Here is a 26389-nt window from a genome sequence, read left to right as displayed (position 1 = left end):
TGCGGGGCGGGCGGTTCAGAGCCGGTCGGCGAGGGTGTCGCCGATGCGGGCGAGTGCGGAGTCGGAGGCCAGCAGGTCGGCGTGGGCGGCGTCGACGTCGACGATCTCGATGTCGCCGCCGACGTAGGGCCGCCAGGCCGCCTCGCCGCGCGGGCGGTCGTCCCCCGGGCGGTCGGCCCGGGCCGCGGACGCGGCCGGGATCCGGGTCGCGGAGAACAGCAGCACGCCGTCGTCGGTGGGTTCGGGCCGGTGGGCGCGGAGCAGCTGCACGTTGTTGGCGTACACCCGTGACACGGCGGTCAGTTCGCGCTCGTCGAGTTCGCCGAGCGGGTCGCCGCGCTCCGCGAGGTGCGCCTTGTAGCGGGCCGCGGGGAAGCCGCTGTCGAGGAGTTCGGCGGCGTCGACGTCGAAGCCGTCGGCGCGCAGGTTGCGGGCGAGGAGTCCGGCGCGGTCGCGCTCGTCCAGGGCCGCGGGCGCGGTGGTGTCCGCGGCGCCGGAGCTCGGGTAGGCGTCGAGGAGCGCGAGGAGTTCGACGCGCTCCCCCTTGGCCCGCAGCAGCGAGGCCATGGCGTAGGCCACGTTGCCGCCGAGCGACCAGCCGAGCAGCCGGTAGGGGCCCTCCGGGCAGACCGCCCTGATCTCGTCGACGTAGTCGGCGGCCATCCGCTCGATGGAGTCGGGCAGCAGGTCGCCGTCGGCGAAGCCGCGCGCCTGCAGTCCGTACACCGGCACGTCGGCCGGTATGCGGCGCAGGAGTCCCGCGTAGCTCCAGCTCAGGCCGAGGCCCGGGTGGACGCAGAACAGCGGGGCCGCGCTGCCGCGCGGGCGCAGCGGGAGCAGCACGCCCAGCGGGTCGTGGCTCGCGCCGTCGCCCGCGACGCGGTCGGCGAGGGCCGCGACGGTGGGCGAGCCGAACACGTCACGGACCGCGAGGCGCACCCCGAAGGCCGTGCGGATGCGTTCCGCGAGCCGGGGCGCGAGCAGCGAATGCCCGCCCAGGTCGAAGAAGTTGTCGTCGATGCCGACCTTGTCGATGCCGAGGACCTCGCGGAAGAGGCCGCACAGCACGTCCTCGACGGGTCCGCGCGGGCCGCGCCCGCCGGCCGTGTCGTAGACGGGGGCGGGCAGCGCCTTCTTGTCGACCTTGCCGTTCGGGGTGAGCGGCAGCGCGTCGACGGGGGTGATCGCCACGGGCACCATGTAGTCGGGCAGTGTCTGAGCGGCGTACGCGCGCAGTGCCGCGGCGTCGACCGGGGTGTCGGGCTCCGCGGCGACCACGTGGGCGACCAGGCGCTTGTCGCCGGGCTGCGGCTCGTGCACGGTGACCACGGCGTGCGCCACCGCGTCGTGCCGGGTCAGGACGGTCTCGATCTCGCCGGGTTCGATGCGGAAGCCGCGGATCTTGACCTGCTGGTCGCTGCGGCCGATGAACTCGATCCGCCCCTCGGCGTTCCACCGCACCAGGTCGCCGGTGCGGTACATGCGCTCGCCGGGTCCGGCGAACGGCACGGCGACGAACCGCTCGGCGGTCAGGGCGGCGCGGCCCAGATAGCCGCGGGCGAGGCCGGACGCCGCGAGGTAGAGCTCGCCGGGGACGCCGGGCGGCACGGGCCGCAGCCGGTCGTCGAGCACATAGGCACGGGTGTTGGCCATCGGCCCGCCGATCGGCACGGTGCCCTCGATGGGCTCCTCGCCGTCCAGCGCGTGGAAGGTGGCGAACGTCGTCGTCTCGGTGGGGCCGTAGACGTGGGTCACGACGGTGTCGGGGCATGCGGCGACGGCCCGCCGCATGGCGTCGGGCGAGACGCCCTCGCCGCCGGTCCACACCTGCTGGAGTCCGCGGAGCGCCTCGACGCGTTCCTGGACGAGGAAGTTGAACAGCGCGGTCGTCAGGAACACGCAGGTGACGTCGTTCTCCTGGATGACCTGTTCCAGTTCGGGCGCGCCGAGTTCGCCGGGCGGTGCGACGACGACGGTGCGGCCCGAGAGCAGGGGCACCCACAGTTCGTACGTGGCGGCGTCGAAGGAGTGCGGCGAGTGGGCCAGGACCCGCTGCTGCGCCGCGCCCTCCCAGCACGGGTCGAAGGCCAGGCCGACGATGTTCTCGTGGCTGACCGCGACGCCCTTGGGGCGGCCCGTGGAGCCGGAGGTGAACATGACGTACGCGAGCTGCCCCGGCCGCACGGGCCCGCGGGCCGTGCCGCCGCCGCCCGCGGGTGCGGTGTCGGACACCGCGACGACCTGCGCGGAGGGCGCGTACGCGAGCAGGCTCTCGGCGCGCTCCCGTTCGGCGTCGTCCGTGAGGAACACGGCGGGCGTGGTCTCGCCGATGACCTGCTCCATGCGGCGCTGGGGGTAGCGCGGGTCGAGCGGCACATAGGCGGCGCCGGTCTTGAGCACGGCGAGCAGCGCCACGACGAGGTCGGCGGAGCGTTGCATCAGGACGGCCACCAGGGCCTCGGGGCCCGCCCCCTCGGCGGCGAGGCGGTCCGCCAGCTCCTCGGCGCGCGCGTCGAGTTCGGCGTACGTGAGCGGGGTGCCCGCGAAGAGCACGGCGGTGGCGTCCGGGGTGCGCCGGGCCTGCTCGGCGAAGAGTTCGGGGACGCTCGCGCCCGGTGCGGGGCGCGCGGTGTCGTTCCACTCGGTGAGCACGCGCCCGCGCTCGCCCTCGTCCCACAGGTCGAAGCCGCTGACCGTGGTGGTGGGGCTCGCGACGGCCTGGGCGAGCAGGCGGGTGTAGCGGCGGGCGATGGTCTCGACCGTGCCGGCGTCGAGGACGTCGGTGGAGAAGTCGACGGCGCCGACGAGGCCTGCCGGGGTGCCGTCCTCGGTGTAGCGCTCGGTGAGGCTGAAGCCGAGGTCGAACTTGTTGGACCCGTCGGTGACCTGCACGGTGTTCGCGGTGAGGCCCGGCAGGTCGAGGGTGGAGCGCGCGGTGTTCTGCAGGACCAGGGTCACCTGGAACAGGGGGTGCGTGGCGGCGGACCGGACCGGGTTGAGGACCTCGACGAGCCGCTCGAAGGGCACGTCCTGGTGGCCGTAGGCGGCCAGGTCCGTCTCCCGTGTGCGGCGCAGGAGTTCGCGGAAGGCCGGGTCGCCGGAGACGTCGTTGCGCAGCACCAGGGTGTTGACGAAGAAGCCGACGAGGTTGTCGAGCGCCTCGTCGCCGCGGCCCGCGACCGGCGAGCCGATCGGGATGTCGTCGCCCGCGCCGAGCCGGTTGAGGAGCGCGGCGAGACCCGCCTGGAGCACCATGAACAGGCTGGCGCCCGACTCCCGCGCCAGGGCGAGGAGTTGGCGGTGCTGCTCGGCGTCGACGGTCAGGTGCACCTGGGCGCCGCGCTGCGACGAGGCCGCGGTGCGCGGCCGGTCAAGGGGCAGGTCGATCTGCTCGGGAAGACCGGCGAGCGCCTCGCGCCAGTGGGCGAGCTGCCGGGAGATCAGGCTGTCCGCCGCGCCCTCGGAGCCGAGCAGCTCGCGCTGCCACAGGGCGTAGTCGGCGTACTGGACGGGCAGCGCCGTCCAGGTGGGCGCCCGGCCCTCGGCGCGCGCGGTGTAGGCGGCGCCCAGGTCGCGGGCGAGCGGGCCGCGCGACCAGGCGTCGCTGGCGATGTGGTGCACGAGCAGCAGCAGAACGTGATCGTGGCAGTCGTCGCCGCCCGCCGCCCCTTCGGCCCCGACCTCGAACAGGCGGGCCCGCAGCGGCGGTTGCTCGGCGAGGTCGAAGAATGCGCGGGACGCCTCGGCGAGGACCTCGGGCAGCGCGTCCTCGCGCACCCGGTCGGGGCGCAGGTCGAACGGCACGGTGTCGAGGACCCGCTGGTAGGGCTCGCCGTCGGCGGCGGGGAAGACGGTGCGCAGGCTCTCGTGCCGCTCGACGACGTCGGTGAGGGCCGCGGCGAGCGCGTCCCGGTCGAGGCGGCCGCGCAGCCGCAGCGCGATGGGGATGTTGTAGGTGTGGCCGGGGCCCGAGAGCTGGGCGAGGAACCAGAGCCTGCGCTGCGCGAAGGAGAGCGGAAGGCGCTCGGGGCGTTCGTCGCCCCTGCGGATCGCGGGCCGCGCGTCCGGCGCGCTCGCGTCGAGCCGCTCCACGAGCGCGGCGACCGTCGGGGCCTCGAAGAGGCTGCGGATGCCGAGGTCCACGCCGAGCGCCGAGCGGACCCGGCCGACCAGGCGCATCACGAGCAGCGAATGGCCGCCCAGGTCGAAGAAGTTGTCGTCGATGCCGACCCGGCGGCTGGTGCCGAGCACATCGGCGAAGAGCCCGCACAGGATCTCCTCGCGCGGGGTGCGCGGCTCGCGCCCGGCCGTCTGCGCGCCGTAGTCGGGGGCGGGCAGCGCCGCGCGGTCGATCTTGCCGTTGGGGGTGAGCGGGAGCGCGTCCAGGGTGACGTACGCGGCGGGCAGCATGTACTCGGGCAGCACGCCCGCGACATGGCGGCGGGCCACGGACTGGTCCCAGCCGTCGGCGCCCGGCACGACGTACGCGACGATGCGCTGGTCGCCCGGCTCGTCCTCGCGGACGATCACCGAGGTCTGGGTGACGCCCTGGTGGCCGGTCAACGCGGTCTGGATCTCGCCGAGTTCGACGCGGAAGCCGCGGACCTTGACCTGCTCGTCGACGCGGCCCACGTACTCGATGTCGCCGTCGGCGTTGCGGCGCACCAGGTCTCCGGTGCGGTACATGCGGGCGCCGGGGGCCTCGTACGGGCAGGCGACGAAGCGTTCGCCGGTCATCGCGGGGCGGCCGAGATAGCCGCGGGCGAGCTGGGAGCCCGCGATGTACAGCTCGCCGGGCGCGCCGTCCGGCACCTGCCGGAGGGCCGTATCCAGCACGTACAGGCGGGTGTTGGCGTTCGGGCGGCCGATCGGGATGGGGCCCTTGGGGGTCTCCTGGCCGGGCGAGATGCGGTGGTCGACGCAGTGCACGGTGGCCTCGGTGGGCGCGTACACGTTGAAGATGGTGGTGCCAGGGTGGCGCTCGCGCCAGGGGGCGAGGACCTCGCCGCGCAGCTGCTCGCCGCCGAAGGTGATGCTGCCGGTCGGCGACACCTCGTCGGGCAGCTCGTCCAGGAGCGCCAGGTGGGAGGGGCTCGCCTTCATGAACGTGGCCCGTGCCGCGCCGGGCCCGGGGCCCGGCACCGCGCGCTCGTCCAGTTCGGCGAGGCGCACCTGTCCGCCGCTGATCAGCGGGACGTACAGGGCGCCGACGCTCTGGTCGAAGGAGATCGAGGAGTGCAGCAGGCCGACGCCGTCGACGCCCGGGTACTCCTCGCGGCAGCGCTGGGCGTAGGCGGCGAGCGAACGGTGCTCGACGACGACTCCCTTGGGGCGCCCGGTGGATCCCGAGGTGTAGATGACGTACGCGGGGTGGCGCGGCGAGGCGGGCGCGGTCCTGTCGGCATCGGTGACCGGGGCCGCGTCCTGCCGGGCGACGCGCTCGCGCTGCTCGGGGCCGTCGACGGCGACGACCGGCACACCGAGGCCGTCGAGCCGGTCCGCGGCCTCCGCGACGGTCAGCGCGAGGACGGGCGCCGAGTCGTCGATCATGCGCGTGATGCGCTCGTCCGGGTAGCCGAGGTCGACGGGCACGTAGGCGGCGCCCGCCTTGAGGACGGCGAGCATCGCGACGACGAGGTCGTTGACGCGCGGCATGGCGACGGCGACGTACGACTCGGGGCCGACGCCGCGGCCGATCAGGTCGCGCGCCAACCGGTTGGCGCGGGCGTCGAGTTCGCCGTAACCGAGCAGTGCGTCGGGGTCGGAGAGCGCGGGCGCTTCGGGGGTACGGGCGGCCTGCTCCTCGAAGAGGTCGCGGCAGGTCGTCTCGGGCAGCGCGGGGGCGTGCTCCGTACCGGCGTGCCCTGTGCCCGCCGTGCCCGCGAGGGACCGCGCGCCGTCGTCGACGCGTCCCACCGGCAGGTCGGGGTCGGCGAGTACGGCGTCGATGACGTGCCGCAGGCGGTCGGCGACGCGCTCCACCTCCTCGCGCTCGAAGAGGTCGGGCCGGTAGCCGAGCGAGAACCGCATGGGCGGGCGCGGCAGGACGAGCAGGCCGAGCGGGTAGTGCATGGCGTCACTGGAGTGGATCTTCACGACGCGCGGCGCCTCCGCGGCGGGGGCGTCGTCGCCGCCCTGGCCTGCGCCCACCCGGGACGGGAAGTTCTCGAAGACCATCGCGGTGTCGAACAGACGCTTGGAACCGACCCAGTTCTGGATCTCGGCGAGCCCCGCCCACTGGTGGTCGAGGAGCCGCGCCTGCTGGTCCTGGAGCCTGCGCAGGAGCGCGCCGACCGGCTCGGCCGGGTCCAGCCTGGCGCGGACCGGCAGCGTGTTCATGAACAGGCCGACCATGTTCTCCACGCCCGGCAGATCGGTCGGCCGCCCGGAGACGGTCGCGCCGAACACCACGTCGCCGCTGCCCGTGAGGCGGCCGAGGACGACGGCCCACAGGCCCTGCACGACCGTGTTCAGGGTCAGGCCCTGGGAGCGGGCGTACTGGGCGAGTGCGGCGTGCGAGGCGTCCGACAGGGAGAATCCGACGCGCTCCGGGCGCACCGTGAGCGGTCCGGGGTCGGGCGCGGCCAGCGTGGGCCGCTCAAGGCCGTCGAGCGCGGCACGCCAGGCGTCGCGGGCCCCTTCGCGGTCGCGGGCCGCGAGCCAGGCCAGGTAGTCGCGGTACGGGCGCACCGGGGGCAGCGCGGTGACGTCGCCGCGCGAGATGTACAGCGTCATGAGTTCGCGCAGCAGGACCGGCATCGACCAGCCGTCGAGCAGGATGTGATGGCACGTCATGATCAGGCGGTACCGCTCGGGCGCAAGCCGGATCAGCGTGAACCGCACGAGCGGCGGGCGCGCCAGGTCGAAGCGCTGCCAGCGGTCCTGGGCGGCGACGGCCTCGGCCTGCGGCTCGCGGTCCGCGTCCGGCGCCGTGGTCAGGTCCTTCTCGCGCAGTACGGCCGAGACCGTGCGCGGGATGAACTGCACGGGCCGCTTGACGCCCTGGAAACGGAACCCGGCACGCAGGTTCGGGTGGCGCAGGAGCAGCGCGTCCGCGGCGGTGCGCAGCGCCGCCACGTCGACGTGGCCCTCCAGCTCCAGGAACACCTGGACGGTGTACACGTCCAGGGCGTCGTCGGCGTCCGCGTCGTACGCGTGATGGAAGAGCATCCCCTCCTGCAACGGGGTGAGCGGGAGAATGTCTTGCAGGCCGGAGCGTGTGGTCGTCACAGGGACGCCTCCCAATCGGATTCCAAAAGCGCGATCTCGTCGGCGCTGATGGAGCTGAGCGCGACGTCGGACTCGGTGAGGCTGCCGGCGTCGGGCCGGCGGGCGTACTCCACCAGGGCTTCAAGGGCACGGAACCAGGCGTCGGCGAGCCGCTGCACGTCGGCCTCCGCGTGCAGCCTGCGCGCGAAGGTCCATTCGGCGCGCAGCCGCGGGTTGCCGTCCTCGTCGTCGTGCGCGCCCGCCGTCAGTTCGACGGCGTGCGCGACCGGCGCCTGCGGATCCTGCCCGGCGAGACCCCGGCTGACGGCGGCCCAGTCGGCCGCCTCCTGCGCGGTGTCCGAACCGGTGAAGTGACCCAGGTAGTTGAAGCCGAACTCGGGCGCCGGGGTGGCGGCCAGGTCCTGGCGGGTGCGGGGGTTGAGATGGCGGAGCTGGCCGTGGCCCACCCCGTGGTCGGGCACGGCCCGCACCTGCTCCTTGACGTGCTTGACGAGCACGCCGGGGGTGGCGCGTCCGGTGCCCTCCGGGTCGGTGGCGAGGCGCAGCGGGTGCAGCGTGGTGAACCAGCCGACGGTGCGCGACAGATCGGTGCCGGGGTGCAGCTCCTCGTGCCGCCCGTGGTTCTCCAGGTCGAGCAGGACGGCACCCGACGCGCGGCCGCGCGAGCGCTGCCAGGCCCCGGCCGCCTCGGCGAACGCGGCGAGCAGCAGATCCGTGACGCCCGCGTGCAGTTCGCCGGGCACCCAGGTGAGCAGCTCCTTGGTGGTCTCGGGCGACAGGCTCACGGCGAGGCGTCCGGTGTCCTCGCGGGTGTCCTTCAGCGGGTCGGTGCCGGGGTGCCGTGCGCCGTCGAACATGCCCTGCCACAGCGGCAGTTCGGCCTCACGGGCGGGATCGGCCGCGCCCTCGTGGAGGGTGCGGGCCCAGTGCCGCCAGGGCGTGCCCACGGGGGCGAGCGCGGGCTCTTCGCCGCGCGCCGCCGCGTGCCACGCCTCGGCGAGGTCGGGCAGCAGGATGCGCCAGGACACGGCGTCGACGCTGAAGTGGTGGGCGACCAGGACGAGCAGGCCGCGCCGGTCGGTGTCGTCGGCCGGGTCGGTGGGGGTGCCGCGCTCGGCATCGGCGGGGGTGCAGGGCGCGGCGCCGACGGAGGTGCCGGACGCGGCATCCGCGGGGGTACCGGTCGCGGCGCCGACGGAGGTGCCGCGCCCGGCGCCAGCGGGGGTGCACGGCGCGGCATCCGCGGAGGTGCCGCGCTCGGCATCGGCGGGGGTGCCGGTCGCGGCGTCGGCAGCCGCGCCGGACACCTCCTGCGCAGCGGTGCCGTCGGCGGCCTCGGCCACCCTGCCGGTCACCGCGTCAGCCGCCGCGCCGCCCGCCGCGCCCCGGTCCAGCCACACCGCCTCGACCATGCGGCCTTCGGCCGGGGCGAGGCGTCCGCGGGCCTCCTCGGCGGCCGTGCGCAGCGCCCCGGGCAGCTCGTCGGTGCCGAGGCCCGAGACGTCCACGCGGCGCACGTGGTCGGCGGCCCGCACGGCTCCGACGGGCAGGATCTCCACGCCGTCGTCCGTGCCGGTGTCGGTGACCCGCATGCGCAGCGCGTCGTGGTGGTCGAGCACGGCCTGGAGCGCGGCCGTCAGCGTCGGCAGGTCGACATCGGCGGGCACGCGGACGGCGACGGACTGGTTGAACGGGGCGACGGGGCCGCCCTGTTCGGTGAACCAGCGCATGATCGGCGTGGCGGGCAGGGTGCCCGTCCGCTCGCCCGCGCCCGCCGCGGGCCCCTCGTCGCCCGCCTCGGCGACGAACTCCGCGAGCGCCGCGACCGTCTGGTGCTCGAAGACGTTCCGCACGGTGAGGTGCAGTCCGGCCGCGCGGGCCCTGCCGACGAGCTGGATGGAGAGGATGCTGTCGCCGCCGAGGTCGAAGAACCCGTCGTCGACGCCGACCTGGTCCAGGCCGAGCACCTCGGCGAAGAGGTCGGCGAGCGCCTTCTGCCGGGGCGTGTCCGCGGCCCGGCCGGTGGCGAGTGCCTGGTAGTCGGGGGCGGGCAGGGCCTTGCGGTCGACCTTGCCGTTGCCGGTCAGGGGCAGTGCGTCGAGGACGACGACGGCCGCGGGCACCATGTAGTCGGGCAGCCGCTCGCGCAGCCACCGCACCAGGTCGGCGCCCTGCGGGACACCGTCCTCCGCGCACTCCGCGTAGCCGACGAGGCGGCGGTCGCCCGGGCGGTCCTCGCGCACCACGACGGCGGTCTGGGCGACCTGCGGGTGCTGGTCGAGCACGGCCTCGATCTCGCCGGGCTCGATGCGGAAGCCGCGCAGCTTGACCTGGTCGTCGGTGCGGCCGAGGTATTCGAGGAGGCCGTCCTTGTTCCAGCGGGCGAGGTCGCCGCTGCGGTACATGCGCGCGCCGGGCCCGCCGAACGGGTCGGCGACGAAGCGCTGCGCGGTGAGCGGGGCGCGGCCGAGGTAGCCGCGCGCGAGCTGGGTGCCCGCGATGTACAGCTCGCCGGGGACGCCGTCGGGCACCGGGCGCAGGCCCTCGTCGAGGACGTAGAGCCGGGTGTCGGGGAACGGCGAGCCGATGGGCAGCGAGCCGTCGGGCACCTCGTCGGAGGCGGTGACGCGCCACTCGGTGCAGCCCACGACCGCCTCGGTGGGCCCGTACTCGTTGACGACGGTCACGCCGGGGTGGGCGCGCAGGAGTTCACGGACCGGGCCCGCGGTGAGGTTCTCGCCGCCGAGGACGAGTTCGCCGCGCGGCACGTCCTGCCCGGCCATGCCCTGGATGAGCGGCAGATGGCTGGGCGTGGCCTTGAGGAAGCCGGTCTGCGGGGCGTCGACGGAGGCGCCGTGCAGCTCCTTGAGGTCGCCGACGCGGACGGTGCCGCCGGTCAGGAGCGGCGTGTACAGGCCGGTGACCGTCAGGTCGAAGGCGAGCGGCGAGTGCAGGAGCGCGGTGCGGGCCGCGCCCGCGTAGCGGTCCTTGGCGGTGGTCAAGTACCGCACGAGCGGCAGGTGTTCGACGACGACGCCCTTGGGCAGGCCGGTGGAGCCCGATGTGTAGATCACGTACGCGGCGTTGCCGGGGGTGAGCGGCGCGGTGCGCCCGGCGTCCGTCACCGCGCTTGCGTCGTACGCGGCGAGCGCGTCCCGTGTCTGCGGTGCGTCGAGGTCGACGACGTCGGGCAGGCCGACCGCGTACGGGTCCGTGTCGTCGGGCAACAGCCCCGCGGGAGTGGCGGATGTGGTCAGGACGCAGTGCGGGGCGGCGTCGCGCAGCAGGTGGGCGACGCGGTCGGCCGGGGTCTCCGGGTCGATCGGCAGGTAGGCGGCGCCGGATTTGAGGACGCCGAGGACGGACACGACCGTGTGGGCGGAGAGCGGCATGGCGATGGCCACGACGCTCTCGGGCCCGGCGCCGCGCGCGACGAGGAGGCGCGCCAACCTGCTGGCCCGCGCGTCGAGTTCGGCGTAGGTGAGGGCCGTGTCGCCCGCGAGCACGGCGGTGCTCGCGGGGGTGGCCGCCGCCTGCGCGGCGAACAGGTCGAGCACGGTGGTGGGCGGCAGGTCCCGCACCGGGCCGCCGCGCCCCGCGACGATCCGCTCGCGTTCCGCGGGGTCGAGGATGTCGATGGCGCCGATGGGCCGTTCCGGGTCGTCGACGGCCGCGGCGAGGACGCGGAGGAGCCGGTCGACCAGGGCATCGGCCGTCGCCGCGTCGAACAGTTCGGTGCGGTACTCCAGCCAGCCGTGCAGCCCGTCAGGCTCGCCCGCGCCGTCGCGCCGCTCGCTGAACGTCAGCGACAGGTCGAACTTGGCGGAGGCGGTGCTGGTCTCCATGCGGCTGGCGTCGAGCGCGGTGTCCGGGCCCGCGGCGCCGCCTTCCTGCCGGTCGTTGTTGAAGGTGAGCAGGGTCTGGAAGAGCGGGTGCCTGCCCAGTGAGCGGACCGGGTTGAGGACTTCCACGAGCCGCTCGAAGGGCAGGTCCTGGTGGGCGTACGCCTCCAGGTCGGTGCGCCGCACCCGGTCGAGGAGTTCGCGGAACGTCGGGTCACCTGCTGTGTCGGTGCGCAGGACCAGCGTGTTCACGAAGAAGCCGACGAGGTCGTCGAGCGCGCTGTCGGTGCGTCCGGCGATCGGCGTGCCGATCGGGATGTCGGTGCCCGCGCCAAGCCGGTTCAGGAGGGTGGCGAGCGCGGCCTGCGTCACCATGAACACGCTGGTGCGGCTGGTGCGGGCGAGCGCGCCGAGCCGCTCGTACAGCTCGTTCGGCACGGTGAAGGTGACCCGGTCGCCCTGGTTGCCCGAGACCGCGGGGCGCGGCCGGTCGGTGGGCAGCTCCAACTGCTCGGGCAGACCGGCGAGTTGCCCGCTCCAGTAGGCGAGCTGACGGGCCAGCGGGCTGTCCGCGTCGTTCTCGTCGCCGAGCACCTCGCGCTGCCACAGGGCGTAGTCGGCGTACTGCACGGGCAGCGGAGCCCAGTCGGGCGCGGTGCCGCGCGCACGGGCCGCGTACGCGGTGGTGAGGTCGCGGCCCAGCGGCGCCATGGACCAGCCGTCGCCCGCGATGTGGTGGACGAGGAGCAGCAGGGCGTGCTCGTCGGGGGCGATGCGGAACAGGTGGGCGTGCAGCGGGAGTTCGGCGGTGATGTCGAAGCAGTGCCCGGCCGCGTCGCGCAGGGCGCCCGGCAGGTCGGCCTCGGTGGTGTCCGTGACGTCGAGCCCGGGCACGGCGGCCGCGGCGGCGACGACCACCTGGTGCGGGCCTTCGCCGTCCTCGGCGAAGACGGTGCGCAGGCTCTCGTGCCGGGCCACCACGTCGGCGAGCGCGGCGCGCAGCGCGGTCTCGTCGAGCGCACCCTTCAGACGCAGGGCCGTCGGGATGTTGTACGTCGCGGACGGGCCCTCCAGGTGGTGCAGGAACCACAGCCTGCGCTGGGCGTACGACAGCGGGAGGCGCTCGGGGCGGGGGCGGGCGCGCAGTGCGGCGCGGGCCCGGTCGGCGCGGCCGAGGGCGGCGACGAGGCCCGCCACGGTCGGCGTCTCGAAGAGCCCGCGGACGGCCAGTTCGAGGCCCATGACGTCACGGACGCGGCTGACCAGGCGCGTGGCGCGCAGCGAGTGACCGCCGAGTGCGAAGAAGTCGTCGTCGATGCCGACGCCGTCCACGCCGAGCACCTCGCCGAACAGCGTGCAGAGGATCTCCTCCTGCGGGGTGCGCGGCGTCCGGCCCGCGGGGCGCCCGGAGTGGTCGGGGGCGGGCAGCGCCTTGCGGTCGAGCTTTCCGTTGGGGGTGAGCGGCATCGCGTCGAGGGTGACGAGGGCCGACGGGATCATGTACTCGGGCAGGAAAGCGGCGAGCCGCTCGCGCACCTCGTGCAGTGCGAGGACGGCGCCGTCCTCGGGCACGGCGTACGCGACGAGGAGCTGGTCGCCCGGCTGGTCCTCGCGGACGAGGGCCGCGGCCTTGGCGATGCCGGGGTGGCGGCCGAGCGCGTCCTCGATCTCGCCCAGTTCGATGCGGAAGCCACGCAGCTTGACCTGGTGGTCGGTGCGGCCGAGGTAGTCGAGCTGTCCGTCGCCGCGCCAGCGCGCCAGGTCGCCGGTGCGGTACATCCGCTCCCCCGGCGCCCCGAACGGATCGGCGGTGAACCGCTCGGCGGTCAGGCCCGCACGGCCCAGGTAGCCGCGGGCCAGCTGGGCGCCCGCGATGTACAGCTCCCCGGGCACGCCGGGCGGCACCGGGCGCAGGCCCGCGTCGAGGACGTACATCCGGGTGTTGGCGAGCGGCACACCGATCGGCGGGGCGCCGGTGAGCCCGGTGTCCAGCGGGGACGCGCTGGCCCAGATGGTGGCCTCGGTGGGGCCGTAGACGTTCACGGCGGAGGCGCACGACTCGGCGAGCCTGCGGGCGAGTTCGGCGGGCAGCGCCTCGCCGCCGACCAGGGCGCGCACGCCGCGCAGCGCGTCGGGGACCGTGTCGAGGAGGCCGTGCCAAAGGTTCGGCGTGGCCTGTACGACGGTGGTGCCGCTGTCGACGAGGAGGGCGCCGAGCGCGCTCGGGTCCTGGACGGTGTCCTTGTCGGCGAGCACGAGCGTCGCGCCGTCCAGGAGCGGCAGGAACACCTCAAGACCCGCGATGTCGAAGCCGATGGTGGTGACGGCGAGCAGCCGGTCGGCCGCGCCGACGGGGACGCGTCCGCGCATGTCGCCGAGGAAGTTGGCGAGGCTGCCCCGGCTGACGACGACGCCCTTGGGCCGTCCGGTCGACCCGGAGGTGTAGATGACGTAGGCCGGGTGCCCGGCCGACGCCTCTTCCCGGCCGACCGGTGCGGTGGCGGCCGTCTCCACGGCGTCCGTGTCGAGCAGCAGCCACTCCAGGTCCGAGGCGGTGTCCAGGTCCCGGGCCGTCCCGGTGGTGCCGATGGCCAGCATCGGCCGGCTGTCCGCCAGCATGTACGCGATGCGCTCGCCGGGGTGCCCGGGGTCGATCGGCAGATACGCGGCACCGCTCTTGAGGACGGCGAGCAGGCTCACGATCAGGTCGGCGCCGCGCGGCAGGACCAGCGCGACGAACCGCTCGGGCCCGGCCCCCTTGGACCGCAGCAGGGCCGCCAACTGCTCGGCGCGCGCGTCCAGTTCGGCGTACGTGAGGGTGGTGTCGCCCGCGATCAGCGCGGGGTGTTCCGGGGTGCGGGCGGCCTGCGCGCGGAACGCGTCGGCGACCGACTCGTCGGGGAAGGCGCGCACGGTGGCGCCGTCCCTGCCGAGCAGCCGGTCGCGCTCGGCGGGCGCGAGCAGGTCGACGGCGCCGATGCGCCCGTCCGGGTCCGCCACCGCGGCGCCGAACACCCGCTCAAGACGGGCGACGAGCGCCTCGGCCGTGCCCCGGTCGAAGAGGTCCGTGCTGTAGGTCACCGAGCCGTGCAGGCCCGCGGGCACCCGGCCCTCGGTGAACTGCTCCGTGAACGCGAACGACAGGTCGAAGCGCGCCGCGCCGTCCCCGCCGCCCACCACCGTGACGTCCAGGCCGGGCAGCCCGCCGATCGCGTCGGCGGCCGCGCCCTCGTCGGCGTTGTGCACGGTGAGCAGGATCTGGAAGAGCGGGTGACGGCCCAGCGAACGGGCCGGGTTGAGGACCTCCACGAGCTGCTCGAAGGGCAGGTCCTGGTGGGCGTAGGCGGCCAGGTCGGTGGCGCGCACCCCGGCGAGCAGGTCGCGGAACGTCGGGTCGCCCGCCGTGTCGGTGCGCAGGACCAGCGTGTTCATGAAGAAGCCGACGAGATCGTCGAGCGCGGCGTCGGTGCGGCCCGCGATCGGCGTGCCGATCGGGATGTCGGTGCCCGCGCCGAGCCGGTTCAGGAGCGCCGCGACGGCGGTCTGCGCGACCATGAACACGCTGGTGTGCGTGGACCTGGCCAGCTCGGCGAGCCCCTGGTGCAGTTCGGCGGGCAGCGTGAAGGCCACCCGCTCGCCCCGGTGCGACGCCACGGCGGGCCGCGGCCGGTCGGCGGGCAGCGCAAGCTCCTCCGGCAGATCGGCCAACTGCTGCTTCCAGTAGGTGAGTTGCGTGGCGAGCGCGCTGTCGGCGTCGTCCGCGCTGCCGAGCGTCTCGTACTGCCACAGCGTGTAGTCCGCGTACGCCACGTCGGGCAGCGCCCAGTCCGGCGCGAGCCCCCCGGTGCGCGCGGCGTAGGCGGCGCTCAGGTCACGGGCGAGCGGCGTCATCGACCAGGCGTCACCGGCGATGTGATGCAGCAGCAGAAGCAGCACGTGCTCGTCGGGCGCGACCTTGAACAGCGTGGCCCGCAGCGGGAGTTCGGCGGCCAGGTCGAAGCAGTGCCGGGCCGCATCGCCGAGCGCACGGGCCACGTTCTCCCGGTCGCTGGGCACGAGCTCGACCACGGGCCGCGCCTCCTCGGCCGCGAGGACGATCTGGCGGGGCCCCTCGTCGTCCTCGGCGAAGACGGTCCGCAGGCTCTCGTGCCGGGCCACCACGTCCGTGAGCGCGGCACGCAGCGCGGCCTCGTCGAGCGCACCCGTCAGGCGCAGCGCGGTCGGCATGTTGTACGTCGCCGACGGACCCTCCAACTGGTGCAGGAACCACAGCCTGCGCTGGGCGTACGACAGCGGGACGCGCTCCGGACGGGGCCGCGCGACCAGCGCCGCACGCCCGCGCCCCGCCGTGGCCACGGCCGCCGCGACACCCGCCACCGTCGGCGTCTCGAACAGCTGCCGGATGGGCAGCTCCACGTCGAGCGTCCTGCGGATCCGGCTGACGAGCCGGGTGGCCCGCAGCGAGTGCCCGCCGAGCGTGAAGAAGTCGTCGTCGATGCCGACCCTCTCCAGGCCGAGCACCTCGGCGAAGAGCGAGCAGAGGATCTCCTCCTGCGGCGTCCGCGGACCACGACCGCCCACCGGCCGGTCGGCATGGGCGGGCGCGGGCAGCGCGGCCCGGTCCAGCTTGCCGTTCACCGTCAACGGCAGCGCGTCCAGGACGACGACCGCCGACGGCACCATGTAGTCCGGCAGCCGCCCGCCCAACTCGGCGAGGATGTCGGCCTGTTGTGCCGCACGGCCTTCGGCGGCCACGACGTAGGCCACCAACTGGTGGTCGCCGGGCTCGTCCTCACGCAGGACGAGGGCCGCCTGGGCGACGGCGGGGTGTGCGAGGACGGCGGACTCGATCTCGCCCAGCTCGATGCGGTGACCGCGCAGCTTGACCTGGTGGTCGGTGCGGCCGACGTACTCCAGCTGACCGTCCTGGTTCCAGCGCGCGAGGTCACCCGAGCGATACATCCGGGCGCCGGGCTCGCCGTACGGGTCGGCGGTGAACCGCTCGGCCGTCAGACCGGGACGGCCCCAGTACCCGCGCGCCAACTGCGGACCCGCCAGATAGAGCTCTCCCGCGACACCCACCGGAGCGGGCCGCAGCGCACCATCCAAGACATACATCCGCAAGTGCCCGAAGGGACGCCCGATCGGCACCGGACCGGAACCGACCTCCTGACCCGGCTCGATCACGAACTGGGCGCAGTTCACGGTCGATTCAGTCGGACCATACGCATTGATCACGCGCACGGACGGATGACGCTCACGCCACGCGACAAGCGCCTCACCGGTCAGCTGCTCACCACCGATGATCAGCGTCCCACTCGGGCTCACCGACTCCGGCAGCTCCTGGAGCAGGGGCAGGTGGCTCGGGGTCACCTTCATCAACGACGGCTGCGCACGCGTCACATGATCGTCGCCGTCCAGCGCGGCGAGGTGCACGTGCCCGCCGAGGGTCAGCGGCGTCCACAAAGCGGTGACCGTCAGGTCGAAGGACAGCGGCGAATGCAGCACCGTCGCGCCCCCGGCGTCCGGGTAGGCCGCACCCGCGTGCGCCAAGTACGCGGCCACCGCGCGGTGTTCGACCACCACACCCTTGGGGCGACCGGTCGAACCCGACGTATAGATCACATACGCGGGATCACCCGGCGCGGGAGACGCCAACTCGGCGCCACCATCGGGCAGTTCAAGACCATCGAGTACGACAACCGGGGCCTGCGTCTCCGGCAGCTTGCCCGCCACATCGCGGGACGCGAGCACCAGCACCGGCGCCGCATCCTCCACCATGTACGCGATCCGCTCCACCGGATAGTCCGGATCCACCGGAACATACGCCGCACCGGACTTCACCACCGCGAGCAGGGCCACCACGGCCTCCACCCCACGAGGCATCGCCACGGCGACGAACCGCTCGGCGCCCGCGCCCTGTGCCACGAGATACCGCGCAAGCCGGTCCGCACGCGCGTCCAACTCCGCGTACGACACAGCGGAGTTCTCGTCACTCACAGCCGGTGCGTCCGGCGCGATCCGCGCCCGCGCGGAGACCAGCTCCGGCAGCGACACCGAAGCGACCTCGCCGCCCGTGACCCCGTTCCACTCCCCAAGGACCCGCTCACGCTCGGCCGCACCCAGCAGCCCGATCCGCCCCACCGGCACGTCCGCGTCCGCGACGAACGCCGCGAGGACCCGGGCGACCCGTTCCGCGACCTCGCGGACCTGTTCGTCGGAGAGGAGGTCGGGGCGGTAGTCCACGCGGACGTTGAGGGCGGTGCCGCGCAGGTCGGCGATGAGCTGCAGGGTGAAGTGGCCGCCGCCGCGGATCGCGGCGCTGTCGACGGTGAGTCCTGCGGAGCCGAGTCCGGCGTCCAGCTTGGCGGCGTTGACGGGGTAGTTCTCGAAGACCATGCCGGTGTCGAACAGGCCGGTGGAACCCGCCCAGCTCTGCGCCTCGGCGAGGCTCACCCACTGGTGGTCGAGGAGCTTGGTCTGCTCCGCCTGGAGGCGGCGCAGGTACTGGCCGGCCGACTCGGCGGGGTCGATGCGGGCGCGCAGCGGCACGGTGTTCATGAAGAGGCCGACCATGCTCTCCACGCCGGGGAGTTCGGCGGGACGGCCGGAGACCGTGACGCCGAAGACGGCCTCCGACGCGCCGGTCAGCTGGGCGAGGACCAGGGCCCAGGCGCCCTGGACCATCGTGTTGACGGTGAGTCCCTGGGCGCGGGCCCGGTCGACGAGCGCGGTGCTGACCTCCGGGTCGAGCGGCACGGGCATCTGGCGCGGCAGTTCGCTGATGGGGCCCGCGTCGGGTGCCACGACGGTCGGCGACTCGATGCCGGCGAGGGCCTCGGTCCACGCGGCGCGTGCCGCGTCCTTGTCGCGTTCGCCGAGCCAGGCCAGGTACTCGCGGAAGGGCCGCGGTCGGGGCAGGGCCGCACCGGCCGTACCCGTGTAGAGGGCGGTCAGTTCGCGCAGCAGGATGGGCAGGGACCAGCCGTCGAACAGCATGTGGTGGTTGGTCATGACCAGGCGGTGGCGGTTCTTCGCCAGCTGGATGAGCGTGAAGCGGATCAGCGGCGGGCGCGCGGGGTCGAAGCGGCGCAGCCGGTCCTCCTCGACGGTGCGCCGTGCCTCCTCGTCGCGCTTGTCCGCGTCGAGCGCGGTGAGGTCGACGACCGTCCAGGGCACCCGGACGCCGCGCATGACGATCTGCACCCAGTCGCCGTTCTTGCGCTGGCGGAACGCGGCCCGCAGCGTGGCGTGCCGGTCGATGAGCTGCTGTGCGGCGGCGTGCATGGCCCCCGCGTCGAGCTCGCCGTCCAGGTCGAGGACGAACTGGCGGATGTAGACGTCGAGTCCGGCCTTGTCGAAGAGGCTGAGGAAGAGAAAGCCCTCTTGCAGCGAGGACAGCGGCTGGATGTCCTCGATCTGTGGGGTCTGCTTGCTCACTACTGGTTCTCCCAATCGGACATGAGGTCTTCCTCGAACTCGTCGATCTCTGCCTGGCTCAGCGACGCGTGCGTGATGTCGGACGGTGTGAGGCCCGACGCGTCGGGCCTGCGCGCGTGCTCCACCAGGGCCTCCAGGGCCGTGAACCACAGTTCGGCGAGGCGTCGGATGCCGTCGGCGTCGTACAGGCCGCCCGCGTACGTCCAGTGGGCGGTCAGGAGCGGCCCGTCGGGGCCGTCCTGCGCGGCGCAGTTGATCTCGACGGCGTGGGTGAGCGGTGTCCCCTCGGGGCGGCCCGCGACGCCGCCCGCGACGCGGTCCCAGTCGCCGGGGTCCCCGGCGACGGCTCCGCGGCCCAGGTAGTTGAAGCCGTACTCGGGTGCGGGGAACGCGGCGAGCGCGGTCGCCGTGCGCGGGTTGAGGTGGCGGAGGAGGCCGTAGCCCATGCCGCTGTCGGGGAACGCGCGCAGCTGCTCCTTGACGTGCCGGATCGCGCGGCCCATGGCGGGCCCGCCCTCCCACAGGTCGCCGTCGTTGCGCGGGGCGAGCCGGACGGGGTGGACGCTGGTGAACCAGCCGACGGTGCGGGAGAGTTCGGCGCCGCGCACCGCGTCCTCGTGCCGTCCGTGGCTCTCCAGGTCGACGACGACGGGGCCTTCCTGCTCGCCGCGTTCGCGCCGCCACTCGGCGACGGCGACGGCGAACCCGGTGAGCAGCACGTCGTTGACGCCGCCGGTGAAGACGCCGGGCACCCGGCTCAGGAGCGGCTCGGTGACGTCGGCGGGCAGCGTCAGGGAGAGCGTGCCCGCGTCGTCGTGGCTGCCGTACGCCCGGTCGGGCGCGGTCCTGTCGAGGATGGCGCGCCAGATGTCCAGTTCGCTCTCGCGTTCCGGCGTGGTGGCCATGTCCCGCAGGGTGTGCGCCCACTGCCGCCAGGACGTGCCGACCGGCGCGAGCCGTGCGGCGGTCCCGTCGTGGGCGGCCCGCCAGGCGTCGGCGAGGTCCGGCAGCAGGGTGCGCCAGGAGACCGCGTCGACGGCGAGGTGGTTGGCGACCAGGACGAGCAGGCCGGAGCGTGCGCCGCGGTCCAGCCAGACGGCCTGCAGCATGACGCCGCGGGCCGGGGCGAGCCGGGTGCGGGCGCTCTCGGCCTCGCGCCGTACCGCGTCGTGCAGGGCGTCCTGCGCCAGGTCCGCCACATCCACGCGGACCAGGCAGGCGGCGGCGTCGACGGTGCCGGGCGGCAGGACGTCGAGGTCGGTGTCGGGGGTGAGCCCGCCGACCCGCAGGCGCAGCGCGTCGTGGTGGTCGAGCACCGCCTGCAGGGCCGCGCCGAGCGTGTCGAGCCTGGCCTCCACGGGCACCTGGACCACCGCGGACTGGTTGAACTCGGCGACGGGGCCGCCGGATTCGCCGTACGCGCTGATGACGGGGGTCGCGGGCAGCGGGCCCGTGGGGGCGACGTCCGCCGCGGCCGCTCCGGTGTCGGCCGTCAGGTCGAGTCCGGCGAGCCTCGCCAGCCCTGCGATGGTCTGGTGCTCGAAGACGTCGCGCACGGTGAGCGCGAGGCCCGCCGCGCGGGCGCGGCTGACGAGCTGGATGGAGAGGATGCTGTCGCCGCCGAGGTCGAAGAACCCGTCGTCGACGCCGACCCGCTCCAGGCCGAGCACGTCGGCGAAGAGCGCGGCGAGGCTCTTCTCAAGCACGGTGCCCGCGTCGCGCCCGGTGGCGAGGGCCTGGAAGTCGGGCGCGGGCAGCGCCTTGCGGTCCAGCTTGCCGTTGGTGGTCAGCGGCAGCGCGGGCAGCGTCAGCACGGCCGCGGGGACCATGTAGTCGGGCAGCCGCTCGCGCAGCAGGGCGGTCAGTTCGCCGGGGTCGAGGTCGCCGTCGCTCTGGTCGGACGGCACCGCGTAGGCGACGAGGCGGCGGTCGCCGGGGCGGTCCTCGCGGACCAGGGCCGCGGCCTGCGCCACGCCGGGGATCCGCGCGAGCACGGCCTCGATCTCGCCGAGTTCGATGCGGTAGCCGCGCAGCTTGACCTGGTCGTCGCCGCGGCCGAGGTATTCGAGCTGCCCGGCACGGTTGAACCTGGCCAGGTCGCCGGTGCGGTACATCCGCTCCCCCGGCGCGCCGTGCGGGGCGGCGGTGAAGCGCTCGGCGGTGAGCGCGGCACGGCCGAGGTAGCCGCGGGTGACCTGGGCGCCCGCGACGTACAGCTCGCCGACGACGCCGTCGGGCACCGGCTGCAGCGCGGCGTCGAGCACGTACAGGCGGGTGTGGTCGAGCGGCCTGCCGAGCGGCAGCCGGGCACCGGGCTCGTACGGCGCGGTGACCCCGTGGTGCGCGACGCACAGCGTGGTCTCCGTCGGCCCGTACAGCTGGCGCACCGTGAGGTGCGGCGCGTGCTCGATGACGCGGGCCACGGCGTTCGGCGCGACGACGTCGCCGCCGGTCAGCACCTCCTGGACACCGGCGAAGCAGCCGGGTGCCTCCTCGGCGACGACCCGGAAGAACCCGGCCGTCAGGTGCACCCCTGTGATGCGGTGCCGGTCGAGCAGCTCGCCGAGCGCGGCGGCGTCGAGGGTGCCGGGCGGGGCCACGACGACGGTGCCGCCGGAGAGCAGCGGGACCCACATCTCGTAGTTCGACACGTCGAAGGCGTGCGGCGCGTGCAGCAGCACGCGTGCGCGCGCGGCCGGCGACCAGCAGCCGTCGAGGGCCAGGTCGGCGACGCCGCCGTGGGTGGCGGCGACGCCCTTGGGCACACCGGTCGAGCCCGAGGTGTACATCACGTACGCGAGGTCGGTGGGCGCGAGCGCCACCTCCAGCGCCTCGTGCGGGCCGGAGTGCCCCTCGGTGTCCTCGTCGGCCCTGACGACGGTGAGGCCTTCACCCAACTCGGCCGCGCGGTGCGCCTCTTCGGCGTCGGTGAGCACCAGGCGCGCCGCGGAGTCCTCGACGACGAAGCGCATGCGCTCCACCGGGTACGACTCGTGCAGCGGGACGTAGGCGCCGCCCGCCTTGGCGACGGCGAGCGTCGCCACGATCAGCTCCACCGAGCGGCGCATGAGGAGCACCACGGGGGTGCCGCGCCGCACGCCGTGCGCGCGCAGCCGGTGCGCGAGCCGGTCGGCGCGCGCGTCGAGGTCGGCGTACGACAGGGTCCGGTCGCCGTAGACGACGGCCGGTGCGTCCGGGGTCAGCACGGCCTGCCGCAGGAACAGCTCGGGCAGCGTGGCGGGCCCGGTCGGCCGTCCGGTGTCGTTGCGGCGTACGAGGATGTCGTGGCGCTCGGCGGCGTCGAGGACGTCGACGGCGCCGATCCGCAGGTCGGGGTCGGCGGCGACGGCTTCGAGCAGTCGCAGGAACCGGTCGACGACGGACACCGCGGTGGAGCGGTCGAACAGTGCGGTGGCGAAGTCGAGGATGCCCGAGAGCCCGGCGGGCGTGCCGTCGGAGGACCGCGCGGTGGCGAGCGCCAGGGCGAGGTCCACCTTGGCCGCCGCGGTGCCGAGCCGGTACGGGGCGACGTCGAGGCCCGTGAGACCGGCCTGTTCGACCGGGTCGTCGTCGACGGTGCTGACGCTCAGGAGGACCTGGAAGAGCGGGTGCCTGCCGAGGGACCTGACCGGGTTGACCGCCTCCACCAGCTGCTCGAAGGGCAGGTCCTGGTGGGCGTAGGCCTCCAGGTCGGTGCGCCGCACCCGGTCGAGCAGTTCGCGGAACGTCGGGTCGCCCGCCGTGTCGGTGCGCAGGACCAGGTTGTTGATGAAGAACCCGACGAGGTCGTCGAGTGCGCTGTCGGTGCGTCCGGCGATCGGCGTGCCGATCGGGATGTCGGTGCCCGCGCCGAGCCGGTCGAGCAGCGAGGCGAGCGCGGCCTGGACGACCATGAAGACGCTGGTGTGCGTCTCCCGGGCGAGCCCGGCGAGCCGCCCGTGCAGGTCGGCGGGCACGGTGAAGGTGACCCGGTCGCCCTGGTGTCCGCTCACCGTCGGCCGCGGCCGGTCGGCGGGCAGCTGCAACTCATCGGGCAGATCGGCCAGTTGCTCCGTCCAGTACGCCTGCTGGCGGGCGAGCACGCTGTCCGCGTCGTCGACGCCGCCGAGCGTGTCCCGCTGCCACAGCGCGTAGTCGGCGTAACTCACCGCGAGCGGCGCCCAGTCGGGCTCGGCCCCTCGGGTCCTCGCCCGGTAGGCGGTGCCCAGGTCGCGGGCGAGCGGCCCGGTGGACCAGCCGTCGGTGGCGATGTGGTGGACGAGCAGGAGCAGCACGTGCTCGTCGGGCGCCGTCCTGAACAGCGTGGCCCGCAGCGGCAGGTCGCAGCGCAGGTCGAAGGCGTGCCCGGCGGCGCGCACGACGGCGTCGTCGAGTTCGTCCGCCGCCACGTCCACGACGGTGAGGCCGGGCACGGCGGCATCGGGCGCCAGGACGATCTGCCGGGGCCCGTCCTCGTACTCGGCGAAGACGGTCCGCAGGGTCTCGTGCCGCACGACGACGTCGGCGACCGCCGAACGCAGCGCCTCGACGTCGAGCGTCCCGGACATCCGCAGGGCGGTCGGGATGTTGTACGTCGCCGACGGGCCCTCCAGCTGGTGCAGGAACCACAGCCTGCGCTGGGCGTACGACAGCGGGACGCGCTCGGGACGCGGCCGCGGGGCCAGCGGGGTACGGGCCGCGGCGGCGCCCGTCAGCGCCTCGGCGAGGCCCGCCACGGTCGGCAGGTCGAAGACCTGCCGGATGGAGACCTCCACGTCGAGCGCCTGCCGGATCCGGCTGACGAGCCGGGTGGCCCGCAGCGAGTGCCCGCCGATCGCGAAGAAGTCCTCGTCGATGCCCACCGCCTCGACGCCGAGCACCTCGGCGAAGAGCGAGCAGAGGATCTCCTCCTGCGGCGTCCGCGGCAGCCTGCGCGCCTGCGCGCCGCCGCCGAACTCCGGCGCGGGCAGCGCGGCCCGGTCCAGCTTGCCGTTCACGGTGAGCGGCAGCGCGTCGAGCAGGACGACCGCCGACGGCACCATGTAGTCCGGCAGTTCACCCCGCAGCCGCGCCTGTACGTCGGCGATCGCGAGGTCGGCCCCGTCGACCGGCACGACGTACGCGACGAGCAGCTGGTCGCCCGGCTCGTCCTCGCGCACGACGACGGTGGCCGCGGAGATCCCCGGCTGTGCGAGGACGGCCGACTCGATCTCGCCGAGTTCGATGCGGTGACCGCGCAGCTTGACCTGGTGGTCGGTGCGGCCGAGGTACTGGAGCTGACCGTCGCGGTTCCAGCGGGCGAGGTCACCCGTGCGGTACATGCGCGCACCGGGCTCGCCGTACGGGTCGGCGGTGAACCGCTCGGCCGTCAGACCGGCCCGGCCCCAGTAGCCCCGCGCCAACTGCGGACCCGCGAGGTACAGCTCACCGGCCACGGAGGGCGGCACGGGCTGCAGGGCGGCGTCCAGGACGTACATCCGCAGATGCCCGAAGGGACGCCCGATCGGCACGGGACCGGAGCCGATCTCCTGGCCCGGCTCGATCTCGAACTGGGCGCAGTTGACCGTCGATTCGGTCGGTCCGTACGCGTTGATGACCCGCACGGAGGGGTGCCGCTCCCGCCACGCGGCAAGCGCCTCACCGGTCAGCTGCTCGCCACCGATGATCAGCGTGCCGCTCGGGCTCGCGGAGTCGGGCAGCTCCTGGAGCAGCGGCAGGTGGCTCGGCGTCACCTTCATCAGGGAGGGCTGCGTTCGGGCCGCCACGTCACCCTCGTCGAGGGCGGTCAGGTGGACGTGTCCACCCACCGTCAGCGGCGTCCAGAGCGCGGTCACCGTCAGGTCGAAGGACAGCGGCGAATGCAGCACCGTCGTGCCCGCGGCGTCCGGGTAGGCCGCACCGGCGTGCGCCAAGTACCCGGCCACGGCGCGGTGTTCGACCACCACACCCTTGGGGCGACCGGTCGAACCCGACGTATAGATCACATACGCGGGATCACCCGGCGCAGGAGACGCCAACTCGGCGCCACCGTCCGGCAGTTCAAGACCGTCGAGTACGACGACGGGAACCTGCGACTCGGGCAGCCTCCCCGCCACCTCCGCAGAGGCCAGCACCAGCACCGGCGCCGCATCCTCCACCATGTACGCGACCCGCTCCACCGGATAGTCCGGATCCACCGGCACGTACGCGGCACCGGACTTGGCCACCGCGAGCAGGGCCACCACGGCCTCCACCCCACGAGGCATCGCCACGGCGACGAACCGCTCGGCGCCCGCGCCCAGCGTGATCAGGTGCTGGGCGAGCCGGTCCGCACGCGAGACCAACTGGCCATACGTGAGCGTCGAGTTGTCGTCGCTCACGGCCACCGCGTCCGGCGCGATCCGCGCCCGCGCGGAGACCAGCTCCGGCAGGGACGACGCCGACACCTCGCCACCGGTGACACCGTTCCACTCCACGAGCACCCGCTCGCGGTCCTCCACACCCAGCAGATCGACGCGGCTCAGCGGCCGGTCCGGGTGGGTGACGGCGTCGGTGAGGACGCGCAGGAGACGCTGGGCGAGTTCCTCGGCCGTCGCGGCGTCGAAGAGGTCCGTGCGGTAGTCGAGCGCGCCCATCATGCCGACGGGCTCGCCCTCCTCCGTGCGCTCCTCGGCGAGGCTGAAGGCGAGGTCGAACTTGGCCCCCGTCACCTCGGCGTGCTCGAAGGTCACGTCGAGCCCGGGCAGCCGGGCGACGGAGCCCGCGTCGACGTGGGTGACGTTGAGCGTCACCTGGACGAGCGGGTGACGGCCCGGCGTACGCACGGGGTTGACGATCTCCGCCAACTGCTCGAAGGGCAGGTCCTGGTGGGCGTACGCCTCCAGGTCGGTGCGCCGCACCCGGTCCAGGAGTTCCCGGAAGGTCGGGTCGCCGCTCGTGTCGGTGCGCAGGACGAGGGTGTTGATGAAGTAGCCGACGAGGTCGTCGAGCGCGCTGTCGGTGCGGCCCGCGACCGGGGTGCCGATCGGGATGTCGTCGCCCGCGCCGATCCGGTTCAGGAGCGCGGCGAGCGCGGCCTGGACGACCATGAAGACACTGCTGCCGGACTCCCGCGCGAGCGCGCCCAGCCGCTGGTGCACGTCGCCGGGCACGGTGAAGACGGTCCGGTCGCCCCGCTGGCCGCCGACGGCGGGCCGCGGCCGGTCGGCGGGCAGCCGCAACTCGTCGGGCAGGCCCGCAAGTTGGGTGGCCCAGTAGTCCTGCTGCCGGGCGAGCACGCTGTCCGCGTCGTCCACACTGCCGAGCGCGTCACGCTGCCACAGCGCGTAGTCCACGTAACTCACGGGCAGCGGGGCGAACTCGGGGGCCGAGCCGGCCGCGCGCGCCGTGTAGGCGGCGGTCAGGTCACGGGCCAGCGGGACACGCGACCAGGCGTCGCTCGCGATGTGGTGCACGAGCAGAAGCAGCACGTGCTCGTCGGGAGCGACCTTGAACAGCGTGGCACGCAACGGGAGTTCGGCGGACAGGTCGAAGACGTGCCGCATCGCGTCCGCGAGGCGGTCGGCCACCTGCTCCCTGGCGCACTCCACGACCGGCAGCGCGGGCCGCGCCTCGTCGGCGGCCAGGACGAGCTGGTAGTCGCCCTCCTTGTCCTCCGTGTAGACGGTGCGCAGGCTCTCGTGCCGGGCCACGACGTCCGCGAGCGCGGCGCGCAGCGCCCCGGTGTCGAGGTCGCCCGCCATCCGCAGGGTGGTGGGGATGTTGTACGCCGTCGACTCCGGCTCCAGCTTGTGCAGGAGCCACATGCTGCGCTGGCTGTACGACAGCGGGAGCCGCCCGGGACGCGGCCGCGGCGCGAGCGGCGCCCGCGCCCGGCCCGACGCCGTCAGCGCCTCGGCGAGCCCGGCCACCGTCGGCCG

The 26389-nt window shown here is 74.3% G+C and carries 3 protein-coding genes (1 of these 3 only partly in view); all 3 read right to left on the bottom strand.

The genetic code is table 11. The features are described 5' to 3' along the window. Nucleotides 1–15 precede the first annotated feature (15 nt). Tightly spaced (each overlapping or abutting the next), the 3 genes in view from ACFWZ2_RS33415 to ACFWZ2_RS33405 form a layout consistent with a single transcriptional unit that may run on beyond the window. Complete coding sequence (locus ACFWZ2_RS33415) at nt 16–7230, bottom strand: amino acid adenylation domain-containing protein (protein WP_384552122.1); 7215 nt, start codon at nt 7228–7230, stop codon at nt 16–18. Further along, a complete protein-coding gene (locus ACFWZ2_RS33410) occupies nt 7227–18512 on the bottom strand; it encodes an amino acid adenylation domain-containing protein (protein ID WP_384552120.1) in 11286 nt (3761 codons plus the stop codon). The genes ACFWZ2_RS33415 and ACFWZ2_RS33410 overlap by 4 nt, the downstream gene beginning before the upstream one ends. Beyond that, nucleotides 18512–26389: the 3' end of a non-ribosomal peptide synthase/polyketide synthase gene (locus tag ACFWZ2_RS33405; protein ID WP_384552119.1), read on the bottom strand. It continues 14148 nt past the right edge of the window; 7878 of the gene's 22026 nt are visible here — the last part of the coding sequence; its start codon lies beyond the right edge, outside the window; the stop codon is at nt 18512–18514. The genes ACFWZ2_RS33410 and ACFWZ2_RS33405 overlap by 1 nt, the downstream gene beginning before the upstream one ends.

The organism is Streptomyces sp. NPDC059002, from assembly GCF_042740435.1.
GTDB lineage: Bacteria > Actinomycetota > Actinomycetes > Streptomycetales > Streptomycetaceae > Streptomyces.
This window is presented reverse-complemented; position numbering and strand designations above follow the sequence as displayed.